Source organism: Streptomyces sp. NPDC040432, from assembly GCF_055595445.1.
This window is the reverse complement of sequence record NZ_JBVIVP010000007.1, coordinates 25,291-40,111: the sequence shown is the minus strand read 5'-3', so window position 1 is coordinate 40,111 and position 14,821 is coordinate 25,291. Positions and strand designations below refer to the sequence as shown.

The 14,821-nt window shown below is 73.2% G+C and carries 9 protein-coding genes and 1 tRNA gene; all 10 read left to right on the top strand.

All coding sequences use genetic code 11. The annotated features are described in order from the left end of the window. Nucleotides 1-103 precede the first annotated feature (103 nt). A complete protein-coding gene (locus tag ACZ58N_RS17435) occupies nt 104-670 on the top strand; it encodes a small secreted protein (protein WP_471160199.1) in 567 nt (188 codons plus the stop codon). A gap of 164 nt (nt 671-834) precedes the next feature. Beyond that, complete coding sequence (locus tag ACZ58N_RS17430; protein WP_471160197.1) at nt 835-2,364, top strand: DUF7059 domain-containing protein; 1,530 nt, start codon at nt 835-837, stop codon at nt 2,362-2,364. 151 nt (nt 2,365-2,515) lie between these two features. Next, complete coding sequence (locus ACZ58N_RS17425) at nt 2,516-2,713, top strand: hypothetical protein (protein ID WP_471160194.1); 198 nt, start codon at nt 2,516-2,518, stop codon at nt 2,711-2,713. A 265-nt stretch (nt 2,714-2,978) separates the two neighbouring features. Then, the gene (topA, locus tag ACZ58N_RS17420) at nt 2,979-5,813 is read left to right on the top strand and encodes a type I DNA topoisomerase (RefSeq protein WP_471160192.1); all 2,835 of its coding nucleotides are present in this window, start codon (nt 2,979-2,981) and stop codon (nt 5,811-5,813) included. 169 nt (nt 5,814-5,982) lie between these two features. Further along, nucleotides 5,983-9,231, top strand: coding sequence for a dTMP kinase (tmk, locus tag ACZ58N_RS17415; RefSeq protein WP_471160190.1), 3,249 nt, complete (start codon nt 5,983-5,985; stop codon nt 9,229-9,231). 284 nt (nt 9,232-9,515) lie between these two features. Continuing rightward, nucleotides 9,516-10,727: a DNA polymerase III subunit delta' gene (locus tag ACZ58N_RS17410; protein WP_471160187.1), complete on the top strand. Its 1,212-nt coding sequence runs from the start codon at nt 9,516-9,518 to the stop codon at nt 10,725-10,727. A 240-nt stretch (nt 10,728-10,967) separates the two neighbouring features. Further along, on the top strand, nt 10,968-12,500 hold the full coding sequence (locus tag ACZ58N_RS17405) for an alpha/beta hydrolase (RefSeq protein WP_471160185.1): 1,533 nt from the start codon (nt 10,968-10,970) through the stop codon (nt 12,498-12,500). 115 nt (nt 12,501-12,615) lie between these two features. Then, nucleotides 12,616-12,689, top strand: a tRNA-Thr gene (locus ACZ58N_RS17400). Between the two features lie 642 nt (nt 12,690-13,331). Then, entirely contained in the window at nt 13,332-13,577 is a 246-nt protein-coding gene (locus ACZ58N_RS17395) for a phosphopantetheine-binding protein (RefSeq protein WP_471160182.1), read from the top strand. Beyond that, the gene (locus ACZ58N_RS17390) at nt 13,574-14,788 is read left to right on the top strand and encodes a beta-ketoacyl-[acyl-carrier-protein] synthase family protein (protein ID WP_471160179.1); all 1,215 of its coding nucleotides are present in this window, start codon (nt 13,574-13,576) and stop codon (nt 14,786-14,788) included. Before ACZ58N_RS17395 ends, ACZ58N_RS17390 begins: the two co-directional genes overlap by 4 nt. Nucleotides 14,789-14,821: the final 33 nt, after the last annotated feature.

Here is a 14,821-nt window from a genome sequence, read left to right as displayed (position 1 = left end):
CGGACGGGCGGCGCGTAGGGACGCGTCGTCCGTCCGCCTTTGTGCGTCCCCGGAGGGTCGGCGTGTATCTTCCGGGCCGAGAGCCTTCGAAGGGACCAATCCGGTGAACAAGAAGTTTGCGGCCGCGGTGTCCGGCGGTGCGGTACTGATGCTCGTCCTGTCCGGCTGCGGCGGCGACGGGAAAGACGACAGCAAGCAGAAGGCCGACGCCTGGGCGAAGAAGGTCTGTGACAAGTGGGAGCCCGAGCTCACCAAGATCAAGACCACCAATGACGAGTTGAAGCGGGTGGCGACGCAGAGCAACAAGCCCGAGGAGGTCCAGCAGACCGACTCGGCGGCCTTCCAGTCGCTGTCCGACGCCTACAAGTCCATGGGCGGCGCGCTGACCGCGGCGGGCGAGGCGCCGGTCAAGGACGGCAAGTCGGCCCAGGACTCCGTGGTGAAGAGCTACGACCAGATCTCCAAGAGCTACATCGATCTGAAGACGAAGATCGACGCGCTCGACGCGAAGGACCAGAGCAAGTTCGCGGAGGGTCTCCAGCAGGTGGCCGGCGGCCTGACCGAGGTCGCGGCCAACGAGACGGCGAGCAAGCAGAAGCTGGAGTCCACCGGACTCAAGGTGATCTACGGTCAGAAGGGCTGCCAGGTCACCACGCCGGCGACGGGCTGAGCGCGGCGCGGGCCGATCGGCCGACGCGGATCGGTCGACGCGGATCGGTCGCGCGGGGCGCGCCGATCGCCGCCCCGGGCGGCCGAGTTCCTCCGTGGAGCCGGCCGCCCTGCCGTGCGTCGGGGGTCGTTCGGTTTACCGGCCCCAGCGGCCACAATGGACGCGTGAGTACCACCAGCCTTCCCTCGCCCGACAGTGCCGCCGAACTCCGCGCCGCCCTGCTCGCCGCCGGTTTCACCGCCGACGGGCTGCTCGACCTGCTCGGAGCCCCCGCCTACGCGGCGTTGGCCCGCAGCGAGACGGTCCCCGCCCTGCGGGCCACGCGCAGCGCCGGCGACGCCCCGCTCGCGAGCCTGGTCCGGCTCTTCCTCCTCCAGGAGTCCGTGCCGCACGTGCACGCCGCAGCCGCGCTGCCCGTCGAGGCCGCCCTCGCCGACGGCTGGTTGCGGCGCGAGGATGCCGACGGCGAGGACACCGTGCACGCCACCGTCGACGTACGCCCGTACGGCGGACCGGACGGCGAGGACTGGTTCATCGTCTCGGACCTCGGCTGCGCCGTCGGCGGGGCCGGCGGGATCGGCCGCCGGGAGGAGGGCGTGGTCCTCGGCGTGGGCGGTGCGTCCACCACCCTGGCCGGAATCACCGTGCGGATCCCCGTCGGCTCCGCCCTCGACCTCGGCACCGGATCCGGCATCCAGGCGCTGCACGCCGCCCAGCACGCGACCCGCGTCACCGCCACCGACGTCAACCCGCGCGCGCTGGAGTTCACCCGATTGACGCTGGCTCTCTCCGGGGCACCGGAAGCGGAACTGCTCGCCGGCTCCCTCTTCGAGCCCGTCGGGGACGCCACGTACGACCTCATCGTGTCGAACCCGCCGTTCGTGATCTCCCCCGGAGCCCGGCTGACCTACCGCGACGGCGGCATGAGCGGCGACGACCTGTGCCGGACGCTGGTCCGGGAGGCGGGCGCACACCTGAATCCGGGCGGGTACGCCCAGTTCCTCGGCAACTGGCAGCACGTGGAGGGCGAGGACTGGCACGACCGGCTCCGTTCGTGGGTGCCGCGCGGCTGCGATGCCTGGATCGTGCAGCGTGACGTGCAGGACGTGACGCAGTACGCGGAGCTCTGGCTCCGCGACGCGGGCGATCACCGCACCGACCCGGCCGAGTACGACCGCCGGTACGAGGAATGGCTGGACGCGTTCGAGGCCAGTGGGACCAAGGCGGTCGGCTTCGGCTGGATCACCCTGCGCCGCACCGACGCGGCGGAGCCGTCGATCGTCGTCGAGGAGTGGCCGCACTCGGTGGAGCAGCCGCTCGGCGAGGCCGTCCTGGCCCACTTCGCCCGGCAGGACTACCTGCGCGAACACGACGACGCCGCGCTGCTGGCCGGGTACTTCCGGTTGACCGCCGAGGTGGTGCAGGAGCAGGTCGGCGCGCCCGGGGCGGAGGACCCGGAGCACGTCGTGCTGCGGCAGAACCGCGGCATGCGTCGGGCGACCAAGGTCGACACGGTCGGGGCGGGCTTCGCCGGGGTGTGTGACGGCTCACTCAGCGCGGGGCGGATCCTCGACGCGATCGCCCAGTTGATGGAGGAGGATCCCGTCGTCCTGCGGGACCGGACCCCGGAGGCCATCCGGTTGCTGGTGGAGCAGGGCTTCCTGGAGCCCCTGCCGGGCGGCGGCACCCCGTAGGACTCCCGTCCGTCCGGCGCGCCCCGGGGAAGCACTCCCCGTACCCGTGATGTAACCCGGGGTTCGCCCGCCGTATCCCCAGGGCCGGCAGGCTCCGGGGCAGCGGGATCCGGGGGGATCCCCGAGCGGCCCAGGGGTAAAGGGGAACGGCATGGAACGCGGTCCGGCGATCTTCGCGGCAGCCGTGTTCCTGCTGTTCGGAGCCGCTCTGCTGGTCTGGACGGGGGCGCGCGCCCTGCACCGCGCGCCGGTGGCCGAAGGCGTGCGCCCCGTCCTGGCCGTACCACTGGCCCTCCTGGCCGGCGCGGGTTCGTTGGCCCTCGGGATCTGGTGCCTCCAGCGCTTCTGAGGCGGGCCCGGCGATGATCTCCGTCGGGGGTGAAACCCGACGTCGAGACGGGTGCGGAGGCGGGGCCAGACGGCCCTCCGGCCACTCCGGCCGGTGACCGGAAGGGGTCCGGCGCGGCATCCGGGCGGCAGGAATGGCACTTGTCGGGTTACCGTTCGAGTGGCCGTTGCGGGCTTGTGCCGTTTGACACGGGGGCGGGTTGTACCGTCACACTCCGCAGCGTCGCCGTACTGCGACCGAGTGCCGACCGGAGAGAAGAGCCAAGTTGTCCCCGACTAGCGAGACCGCAAAGGGCGGCCGCCGACTCGTCATCGTCGAGTCCCCTGCCAAGGCGAAGACGATCAAGGGCTACCTCGGCCCGGGATACGTCGTCGAGGCGAGCGTCGGGCACATCCGCGACCTCCCCAGCGGCGCGGCCGAGGTTCCCGACAAGTACACCGGCGAGGTGCGACGGCTCGGTGTGGACGTCGAACACGACTTCCAGCCGATCTACGTCGTCAACGCGGACAAGAAGGCCCAGGTCCGCAAGCTCAAGGACCTGCTGGCCGAGTCCGACGAACTCTTCCTCGCCACCGATGAGGACCGCGAGGGCGAAGCCATCGCGTGGCACCTGCAAGAGGTCCTCAAGCCCAAGGTCCCCGTCCACCGCATGGTCTTCCACGAGATCACCAAGGACGCGATCCGCGACGCCGTCGCCAACCCGCGCGAGCTCAACCAGCGCATGGTCGACGCCCAGGAGACCCGCCGCATCCTCGACCGCCTCTACGGCTACGAGGTCTCGCCGGTCCTGTGGAAGAAGGTCATGCCGAAGCTGTCGGCGGGCCGCGTCCAGTCCGTCGCCACCCGCATGGTCGTGGAGAAGGAGCGCGAGCGCATCGCCTTCCGCTCCGCCGAGTACTGGGACCTGACCGGTACCTTCGCCACCGGCCGCGCCGGTGACGCGTCCGACCCCTCCACGCTGGTCGCCCGACTGAACACGGTCGACGGCAAGCGCGTCGCCCAGGGCCGCGACTTCGGTTCGACCGGCCGGCTCAAGAGCGAGGTCCTGCACCTCGACGAGGCGAACGCCCGGGCGCTCGCCGCCGCGCTGGAGCAGACGTCCTTCGCGGTGCGGTCGGTCGACTCCAAGCCCTACCGCCGTTCCCCGTACGCCCCCTTCCGCACGACGACGCTCCAGCAGGAGGCCTCGCGCAAGCTGGGCTTCGGTGCGAAGGCGACCATGCAGGTGGCCCAGAAGCTGTACGAGAACGGCTTCATCACCTACATGCGTACGGACTCCACGACGCTCTCCGACACCGCCGTGAACGCGGCCCGGGCGCAGGTCACCCAGCTGTACGGGGCCGACTACCTGCCCGAGAAGCCGCGCGTCTACGCCGGCAAGGTCAAGAACGCGCAGGAGGCGCACGAGGCGATCCGACCTTCGGGTGATCGTTTCCGCACCCCGGCCGAGACCGGTCTGACCGGCGACCAGTTCCGCCTGTACGAGCTCATCTGGAAGCGGACCGTCGCCTCCCAGATGAAGGACGCGACCGGCAACTCGGTGACCGTGAAGATCGGCGGCACCGCGTCGGACGGCCGGGACGCCGAATTCAGCGCCTCCGGCAAGACGATCACCTTCCACGGCTTCATGAAGGCCTACGTCGAAGGCGCCGACGACCCGAACGCCGAGCTCGACGACCGTGAGAAGCGGCTGCCGCAGGTCGCCGAGGGCGACGCCCTGTCCGCCGAGGAGATCACCGCCGACGGCCACTCGACCAAGCCGCCGGCCCGGTACACCGAGGCCTCGCTGGTCAAGGAGCTCGAAGAGCGGGAGATCGGCCGTCCGTCGACGTACGCGTCGATCATCGGCACGATCCTCGACCGCGGCTACGTCTTCAAGAAGGGCACGGCCCTCGTGCCGTCCTTCCTGTCGTTCGCCGTGGTGAACCTCCTGGAGACGCACTTCGGGCGGCTCGTCGACTACGACTTCACCGCGAAGATGGAGGACGACCTCGACCGCATCGCGCGGGGCGAGGCCCAGTCCGTGCCGTGGCTCAAGCGCTTCTACTTCGGTTCCGAGGACGCCTCCGAGGTCGTCCCCGCCAACGGCGACCACCTCGGCGGCCTGAAGGAGCTGGTCACGGACCTGGGCGCGATCGACGCCCGGGAGATCTCCTCCTTCCCCGTCGGCGACGACATCGTGCTGCGCGTCGGCCGCTACGGGCCGTACGTGGAGCGCGGCGAGAAGGACGCCGAGGGCCACCAGCGGGCCGACGTACCGGACGACATGGCTCCGGACGAGCTGACGGTCGAGTACGCGGAGGAACTGTTCGCGAAGCCGAGCGGTGAATTCGCACTCGGCGCCGACCCGGTGAGCGGGAACCAGATCGTCGCGAAGGACGGTCGCTACGGGCCGTACGTCACCGAGATCCTTCCCGAGGGCACCCCGAAGACGGGCAAGAACGCGGTGAAGCCGCGGACGGCCTCCCTCTTCCAGTCGATGTCCCTGGACACCGTCACCCTCGACGAGGCGCTCAAGCTGATGTCGCTGCCGCGCGTGGTCGGCGTGGACGCCGAGGGCGTCGAGATCACCGCCCAGAACGGCCGCTACGGCCCGTACCTGAAGAAGGGCACGGACTCGCGGTCCCTGGAGACCGAGGACCAGCTCTTCGCGATCACCCTCGACGAGGCCCTCGCCATCTACGCCCAGCCCAAGCAGCGCGGGCGGGCGGCGGCCAAGCCCCCGCTCAAGGAGCTCGGCACCGACCCGGTCAGCGAGAAGCCCGTCGTCGTCAAGGACGGCCGTTTCGGCCCGTACGTGACGGACGGCGAGACCAACGCGACGCTGCGCCGGGACGACGACGTCGAGACGATCACGCCCGAGCGGGGCTACGAGCTGCTCGCGGAGAAGCGCGCCAAGGGCCCGGCGAAGAAGACCGCGAAGAAGGCCCCCGCGAAGAAGGCGACGGCCAAGAAGGCCCCGGCGAAGAAGGCGACGGCCACCAAGACCGCCGCGAAGAAGACGACGGCGGCCAAGAAGACGACCACCGCCACGAAGACGGTCGCGGCGAAGAAGACGACGGCCAAGAAGACGGCGGCCGCCCCGGCGTCGGAGGCGTAGCGGCCGACCGGCCGACCCGGCCGTCCGTACCTTCCGAGGGCCCCGCGCGATCCGCGCGGGGCCCTCGGGCGTCCGCTGCCCGGCCGCCCGCGACGAGTGGGTGCGGGGTCACACGGAGCCCCGTCCACAGCCCAACGCAACCGCCAGGGACAGCGGATAGGCTGGGCGGATGACGCGAGCCGAGCAGCCAACGGTCGTGACCGACTCCGAGACCCCCACCTACGACGAAGCCCTGGCCGCGGACTCCCGCGAGCGAGCGGTGCGCGCCCTGCTGCGCACCCCCAGACTTCGCCGACTGTGGAGCGCGCAACTGGTGAGCGGCATCGGCGATGCCCTCGCCCTGCTCGTCCTGGTGCTGCTGACGCTCCAGGCCGCCGTCGAGGCGGCCCCGGGAGGCCTCTTCGGTGACGGCTACCGGGGGGCGGCGTTCGCCGTCGCCGCGGTCTTCGGCGTGCGGATCCTCGCCACCGTGCTGTTCGGAGCGGTACTGCTCGGCCCGCTGGCCAAGCTCACCGCCCCCGGGGGCAAGCTGGACCGGCGCTGGACGATGGTCGGAGCCGACGGCCTGCGCATCGGCCTGTTCGTCGTCGCCCCGCTCTGGCTCGACTGGATCCCCGGGCACGCGACGACCGCGCTGCTCGCCACCGTCTTCGTCTCCGGCGCCGCCGAGCGGGTGTGGACGCTGGCCAAGGAGAGCGCCGCGCCGGCGCTGCTGCCGGAGCCGCCGCCCGAGGGGGCGACGGTGCGTCCGCTCCCGGACCACCTCGACGCCCTGCGGCGCCTGACGCTGCGTACGGCCTTCGCGGCGATGCCCGTCGCGGCCGGCGCGCTCCTCGCCGCCACCCTCGTCGGGCGGGCCCTGGGCCTGGGCGTGGAATGGTTCGCCGCGAACCAGGCGGCGCTCGGCTCGTACGTGGCGGCCGGTCTGTTCGCCGCGTCCGTCTCGCTGCTGCTGCCGCTGGTGCTGCCCGCGACGAAGACCCCGCGGCCGCGTTCCCCGCTGGAGGGCCTGCGGGCCCCCAAGGCGGGCGACCAGCGCGAGAAGGGGCGTACGGGCAACCTCCGACTGTTCGTGCTGACCTGCGCCGCCGTCGCCGGTGCGGTGGCCTGCGCCGCCTCAGTCGCCGTACTGCAGGCCTTCGACCTGGGCGGCGGCCCCGCCGCCTACGCCCTGCTGGTCCTCGCCCTCGTCGGCGGCACCGCCCTCGGCATCCGCGCGACCCAGGCCGGCAAGGTGCTGCCCACCCTGTCGCGGCGCCGCCTGCTGGCCCTGGCCACGGCGGTGACCGGCCTCGCCCTGCTGCTGGCTGGGCTCGTCCCCGACACCGCCACCGTGCTGTTCCTCGCCCTGCTCGCCGGCACCGCCGCGGGCGTCGCCGCCAACACCGGGCACACCCTGATCGACCAGGAGACCGAGGAGTTCCGCCGGACCCGCGTCACCGAGCACCTCCAGGCCGCCGTCCGGGTCGCGGTGGCGTTGGGCGCGGTCGCCGCCCCGCTGCTCGCCGCCGCGATCGGGCCGCACCGGCTGGTCGGCGGCGACGACGTGTTCTCGCACGGTGGCGCCGCCTTCACCCTGATGCTCGTCGGCGCGCTGCTGCTGCCCGTCGCCGTGGTGGTCCTCGCCAAGGCCGACGACCGCGGCGGAGTACCGCTGCGCCGCGACCTGCGTGAGGCGCTGCGCGGCGGGGACCCGGTCCAGGCCCCCTCCGCCACGGGGTTCTTCATCGCCCTCGAAGGCGGTGACGGGGCCGGCAAGTCCACCCAGGCGGAGGCCCTCGCGGACTGGATACGGGGCAAGGGCCACGAGGTCGTCGTGACCCGCGAGCCGGGAGCCACGCCGGTGGGCAAGCGGCTCCGCTCGATCCTGCTCGACGTGTCCTCGGCCGGTCTGTCCAACCGGGCCGAGGCCCTGATGTACGCCGCCGACCGTGCGGAGCACGTGGACACGGTCGTCCGGCCCGCGCTGGAGCGCGGCGCCGTGGTCATCTCCGACCGCTACATCGACTCCTCCGTGGCCTACCAGGGAGCCGGCCGCGACCTCGCCCCGACCGAGATCGCGCGGATCTCCCGCTGGGCCACCGGCGGACTCGTCCCGAACCTGACCGTCCTGCTCGACGTGTCCCCGGAGACCGCCCGGGAGCGGTTCACCGAGGCGCCCGACCGGCTGGAATCCGAGCCGGCGGCCTTCCACCAGCGGGTGCGCGCCGGATTCCTGACGCTCGCCGCCGCCGACCCCGGTCGCTACCTCGTCGTCGACGCGGGCCAGGACCCGGGCTCGGTGACCACCGTCGTACGGCACCGCCTGGACCGGATGCTGCCGCTGTCCGAGGCGGAGGTGGCGGCGCAGATCGAGGCCCGCCGGCTCGCCGAGGAGGAGGCCCGGCTCAAGGCCGAGGCGGAGGCCGCCCGCAAGGCCGAGGAGGCCCGGCTGAAGGCCGAGGAAGAGGCCCGGCTGGCCCGCGAGGCCGAGGAGGCCCGGATCAGGGCCGAGGCGGAGGCCGCCCGCAAGGCGGAGGAGGAGAGGCTGCGCGCCGAGGAGGAGGCCCGGGCCCGGGCCGAGGCCGAACGGCTGCGTGCCGAGGCCGAGGCGAAGGCCCGCGCCGCCGAGCAGGAACGGCTCCGGCTCCAGGAGGCGGAGGAGGCCCGGCTGCGGGCCGAGACCGAGGCGCGGAGGCTGGAGAAGCAGCGGCGCGCCGAGGAGGCCCTGCTGAGGGCGGAGGAGGCGCGCCGGGAGGCGGAGGCCTCGGCTGCTGCCGCCGCGGCGGCGTCGGCGGCGGCAGCGTCGGCGGCATCCGCGTCGACGTCGGCCGCTTCGGCGCCGGTCGCGCCGGTTCAGGCGCCCGCCCCCAAGGTCGGCATGCGCAAGGAGCCGCTGCCGGACGACGCCGTCACCGTCGAGACGCCGGTGGTCAGGCGGGTCGTCCAGCCGGACGACGTGACCCAGACGGTTCCGGTGCCGAAGGTCGATCCGACGCGAGGTGCGGCGGGTGCGGCCGGTGCCACGGACGAGACGGCGGTGTTGCCCGCCGTACGTCCCGACGGGGCCGCCGGCCCGGGTGGCGCGGGTGCTTCCGGTTCTTCGGGCGCCTCCGGCGCCGAGGGCCGTCGGGCGACGCCGCCCGCGCCGCCCACGGGCTCGGGCGGTCGGAGCGGTTCGGCCTCGCGGCCGACGGCCCGCCGGTCGGAGGAGAACCCGACGGACCGGGTTCCGCCCGGCATCTTCCGTGACGCCGGGAACGACGTGACCCGCGAGCTCCCCGTCGTCGGGGACGACGGGAGGCCGCGCCGCGAGCCCTCCGACTGGGCCGAGGAAACCCCGATGGACGACCTGCCGACCCTGGCGGACGAACTGCTGGGATCGCACCGGGACGACGACGGCGAGGACGAGGGCCGCCGCCCGCGCCGCAGGCGCTGACCGCAGCGGCCGGAATTGTTGGTGGCGCGCGCCACAATGGGAACGTCACGCGCGGCCACCGGTGGCCGACAGCGGCCGCGGCGGCTGCCCGGTCATCGGCGGCCGTCCGGTCACCGATTGCCGTGCGGTCACCGATGGCCGTCCGGTCATCGGCGGCCCGCCGGCGGGGCCGAACGGTCGGCGGGTTCGTGCGGCCGGCGATCCGGCATGGGGATCGGTACGGCAAGGGCCGACGGAGTCGCACGGCCCCGAATCGACGGAGTGGGAAGGACGGTGGGCGCGGAATGCCCGTTTGGGACGACCTCGTGGGGCAGGACCGCGTACAGGCGCAGCTGGCAGCCGCCGCCCGGGACGCCGACGCCCTGGTCACCGCCGGCTCGGACGGCACCTCCGCACCCGCCGCGTCCAAGATGACCCACGCCTGGCTGTTCACCGGCCCGCCCGGGTCCGGACGGGCCACGGCGGCCCGTGCCTTCGCTGCCGCGCTCCAATGCGTCAGCCCCGACCGCGCCCTCGGCGGTGAACCCGGCTGCGGGTTCTGCGACGGCTGCCACACCACCCTGATCGGCACGCACGCCGACGTGGAGATCGTCCGTACCGATCTGCTGTCCATCGGCGTCAAGGAGACCCGCAGCCTCGTCCGCCGGGCCCAGCTCTCGCCGGCCGTCGGCCGCTGGCAGGTCATCGTCCTCGAAGACGCCGACCGGCTCACCGAGGGCGCCGGGAACGTGCTCCTCAAAGCCGTGGAGGAGCCCGCTCCGCGGACGGTGTGGCTGCTGTGCGCACCCTCCCTGGAGGACGTGCTGCCCACCATCCGGTCCCGCTGCCGGCACCTGACCCTGCGCACCCCCTCCGTGGAGGCGGTCGCCGATCTCCTGGTGCGGCGCGACGGGGTCGAGCCCGCGGCGGCCTCGGCGGCGGCCCGCGCGACCCAGGGACACATCGGGCGGGCCCGCCGGCTCGCGACCGACGAGGCCGCCCGGAGCCGGCGCACCGCCGTCCTGCGGCTCCCGCTGCGCGTGGACGACGTGGGCGGTTGCCTCAAGGCCGCGCAGGAACTCGTCGACGCGGCGGCGGAGGACGCCAAGCAGGTCGCGGAGGAGGTCGACGGCAAGGAGACCGAGGAGCTGAGGGCGGCGCTCGGCGCGGGCGCCGGAGCGGGCAGCCGGATGCCGCGGGGCACCGCGGGCGTGATGAAGGAGCTGGAGGACCGCCAGAAGCGTCGCCGTACCCGTACCCAGCGCGACAGCCTCGACCTGGCACTGACCGACCTCACCGGCTTCTACCGGGACGTGCTGGCGCTCCAGCTCGGCTCCGGCCTCGCCATCGCGAACGAGGAGATACGGCCGGACCTCGACCGGATCGCCCGCGCCTCGGGTCCCGAGCGGACCCTGCGGCGCATCGAGGCGATCATCGCCTGCCGGACCGCCCTCGACCGGAACGTGGCTCCGCTGCTCGCGGTCGAGGCCATGACGATGGCGTTGCGCGCGGGCTGACGCGGCGAGGCCGTCCGACGGGGGAGGCCGTCCCGGTCGCGGCCGAGGCGGGTGGGCCGGCGACGGCGGGCGGTCGCGCTCGTCGCGCGGACGCCTCGGCGGTTCACCCGTACGAGCGGTCCGCGACGCCCGCGCAGGACGGAACGTCCCGGGCGGGCGCAGGGCCGACCCCGGTCGGCCGTCCGCTGCCCGGATCGGCGTCACCCGACGGCGGGCGGGCCCGAGCCGTAGGCTCCTGGCATGGACACCAGTCGCCTGCTGCGTACCACCGGGACCGTGATCGCAGCCGCCGGGCTGCTGCTCTCCGGGTGCACCTCCGGTGGTTCGGGGGTGGCGGCCTCCGGGGGGCCGTCCGCCGTCCCCGCCGGGCTGCGTCCGTACTACGAGCAGAAGCTGAGCTGGCGCGAGTGCGGTGTCCCCGGCTTCCAGTGCTCCACGATGAAGGCGCCGCTGGACTACGGGAACCCGGGCGCCGGGCAGGACATCGACCTCGCGGTCGCCCGCCGCACCGCCACCGGCCCCGGCAAGAAACTGGGTTCCCTCCTGGTCAACCCGGGTGGTCCGGGAGGCTCCGGCATCGGCTACCTCCAGGCGTACGCGGGCATCGGCTACCCGGCGGCCGTGCGCGCCCAGTACGACATGGTCTCCTTCGACCCGCGCGGTGTGGACCGCAGCAGCCCCGTCGAGTGCCTGTCCGGGCCGCAGATGGACAAGTTCACCCAGGTGGACCAGACACCGGACGACAAGGCGGAGCGGGCCCGGCTGGTGGCCGCGTTCAAGGAGTTCGCGGCGGGCTGCCAGACCCGATCGCAGCGGATCCTGCCGCACGTCTCCACCGTCGATGCCGCCCGGGACATGGACATGCTCCGGGGGGTGCTGGGCGACGAGAAGCTCAACTACGTCGGGGCCTCGTACGGCACCTTCCTCGGCGCGACGTACGCGGACCTGTTCCCCGACCGCGTAGGCCGGCTCGTGCTGGACGGCGCGATGGATCCCTCCCGGCCCGCGCTCGACCTGAACCGGGACCAGACGGCCGGCTTCGAGACGGCCTTCCGGTCCTTCGCCAAGGACTGCGCCAAGCAACCCGACTGCCCCCTGGGCCAAGGGGACCCGGACTCCGTGGCGCTGCGCCTGAAGGAGTTCTTCCGCAAGCTCGACGCCCAGCCCGTCCCGTCCGGCGACGACTCCCGCCCGCTGGGCGAGTCGCTCGCCACGACGGGCGTGATCGCGGCCCTGTACGACGAGAGCGGTTGGCCGCAGCTGCGCGAAGCCCTCACCAACGCCATGGACGGCGACGGCGCCGGGCTGCTGGCGCTCGCCGACAGCTATTACGAGCGCGGGGCGGACGGCAAGTACGCGAACCTGATGTTCGCGAACGCCGCCGTGAACTGCCTCGACCAGCCGGCCGCCTTCACCGGCCCGGACGCCGTCGACGCGGCGCTGCCGTCCTTCGAGAAGGCCTCCCCGGTGTTCGGCGCGGGGCTGGCATGGGCCTCGCTGAACTGCGGGTACTGGCCGGTGAAGGCGACGGGCCAGGCGAAGGAGCTGCCCGCCAAGGGCGCGGCGCCGATCGTGGTGGTCGGCACGACGCGGGACCCCGCGACCCCGTACAAATGGGCCCAGGCCCTGGCCGGGCAGCTCGACTCGGGCACCCTCCTGACGTACGACGGAGACGGCCACACGGCGTACGGACGCGGCAGCGAGTGCATCGACACCGCCGTCAACCAGTACCTCCTCCAGGGCGTCCCCCCGAAGGACGGCAAGCGCTGCTGACCCCGCCGGCCCCCGCTCCGCCGACCCGGTTCGGGGCACCCGGTTTAACCCTGTAGACTTGGCGCCGCTGCTGATGAGAGCCTCCCACCAGGGAAATTCTTGTCTTCCCAGCGGTGCCGCCTTAGCTCAGTTGGCCAGAGCAACGCACTCGTAATGCGTAGGTCTCGGGTTCGAATCCCGAAGGCGGCTCGGATCAGCCCCAGGACTCACTCGCCGTGACCTGGGGCTTTTTCATGCCCTCCGCCGGTGCGGGGGTGGTGTCGGCGGCGATACGCGCGGTGTGGTGCGGGCCTGTGGGCCCCGTGGGTGAGGGCTCCCCACGGCCATCGACGCGATGATCGCGTCCCGGTTCGCGAGGGGTGGGGCGGGCTGCGCGTCGGGGTGGGTGGACGGGTGGCTTCGAGGGGGCAACTCCGCTTTCGGGCCCGGAGTTCTGTCGCCGCGGGCGGGTCACCGCGAACAGGGAGGCGCCGGCGCGTGCTCGCGGGCGGCGCTTGTGGGCCGGGGTGAGGTTCGCAGTCCGGTGGGGGTCGAGCGGTTGTCGTGCGCGGGACCAGGGTGGGGGGTGCGGGGCGTCGGGTGGTGGGGTGAGCTGCGGGGACGGGGTTTTCGGGCGACGGCGGCGTGGTGGGTGGTGGGGGTCGGGGCGGCGGGCCGGCGGGGGGCTCCAGGGGCGGGATAACCGGGGGATACGGGGCGCATATCCGGCGGCAGCACAGTGGACTCGATCTCGTTCCTTCCCCTGGTGGCGCCCTTGCCGGGCTTGAGCGCGTCTCAAGTCGTCGGTGGCGGCGGCCGATCCGAGTTTCTCCCTAACAGAGGTGACAAGCCGTGAGCATTGACCCCAAGACGATCGTGCACGGGATCCTGGCCGATGACCTGGAGGTGGACCCCGCGGAGATCGCCGACGACGTCCTGCTGCGCACCCTTGAGCTGGACTCGTTGGCCATCGCCGAACTGATCGTGCGCATCAAGGAGGAGACGGGCGCGGACCTCGGTGGCGACGAGACCCGCCTGGTGGACTGCACGGTCGGGGACGTCGTGGCCCTGGCCCACTCCGTGCTGGAAGCGGCGTGACGGGAGGCTTCGCCGCCATCACCGGGACCGGCCTGGTGACTCCCGCGGGCACGGACGTCGACGCGACCTGGGCCGCGCTGAGCGCGGCCCGGTCGCCCGAGTCCGGTGATCCGGGGCCGCTGGAGGGGACGGGGGTGTGGCACAGCCTGCGGGTGCCCCCGCTCGGGGAGCAGCTCACGGGCCGGGGAACCGCGCGGACCGATCCGTTCATACGGTTCGCGCTGGTGGCGGTGGATCAGGCGCTCGGTGAGGCGGGGCTCGATCCGGGAGTGTGGGACGGCAGCCGGGTCGGGGTCGTGGTGGGTTGCGGGTTGGGCGGGGTGACCACCCTGGAGGAGGGCCACCAGCGGCTGTCGCGGAACGGGCCCGAGATGGTCTCGCCGTACATGCACCCGCGGTCGTTGATCAACATGGCGGCCGGCACCCTCGCGATGCGGTTGGGGATCACCGGGCCCAGCCATACGGTGGTCGCGGCCTGCGCGTCGGGTGCGGCCGCGATCGGGCTGGCGAAGACGCTGCTGGACGCCGGGACCTGCGACACGGTCATCGCCTGTGGCACGGACGCGGGGGTCACCCCGCTCGTGGTGTCGGGTTTCGCCCGGATGGGAGCCCTTTCGCGGCACAAGGGGCCCGACGCCTCACGGCCGTTCGCCGCCGACCGCGACGGTTTCGTCATCTCCGAGGGGGCGGGTGCCGTCGTCCTGGAACGTCCGGCGACGGCCCTGGCCCGGCACGCCAGGGTCCTCGGCCGGTTGCTCGGCTACGGCAGCACCTCCGACGCGTACCACCCGGTCTCCCCGCATCCCGAGGGGGTGGGTGCCGAGGCCGCCGTCCGGCAGGCGTTGGACCAGGCCGGTCTGGTGCCGAAGGACGTCGGGACGTTCAACGCGCACGGCACGTCCACACCGCAGAACGACCGGTCGGAGGCCCAGCTCATCGCCCGGGTGTTCCCGCACGGTCCGTCGGTGACGGCGAACAAGGGGCTGCTCGGGCACACGCTCGGCGCCTCCGGCGCCATCGAGGCCGTCCTGACGTTGCGCAGCCTGCGCACGGGGACGGTGCCACCGATCGCGCACACGGTCCGGGCCGACCCGGACCTGCCCGACATCGACCTCGTCCTGGGGGGCGTGCGCCGGCACGGCGCGTCCGTCGCCGTGAGCACGTCCTTCGGTTTCGGCGGCAGCAACTCGGCTCTGGTGCTCGATGTCTGAGCCGTCCGCACGCCCGCGCGCCACGTCCCAGGG

Coding starts and splice junctions, on each gene's coding strand:
- ACZ58N_RS17425 (WP_471160194.1), top strand. CDS start 2,516: ATGGAACGCGGTCCGGCGATCTTCGCGGCAGCCGTGTTCCTGCTGTTC.
- tmk (WP_471160190.1), top strand. CDS start 5,983: ATGACGCGAGCCGAGCAGCCAACGGTCGTGACCGACTCCGAGACCCCC.
- ACZ58N_RS17410 (WP_471160187.1), top strand. CDS start 9,516: ATGCCCGTTTGGGACGACCTCGTGGGGCAGGACCGCGTACAGGCGCAG.
- ACZ58N_RS17405 (WP_471160185.1), top strand. CDS start 10,968: ATGGACACCAGTCGCCTGCTGCGTACCACCGGGACCGTGATCGCAGCC.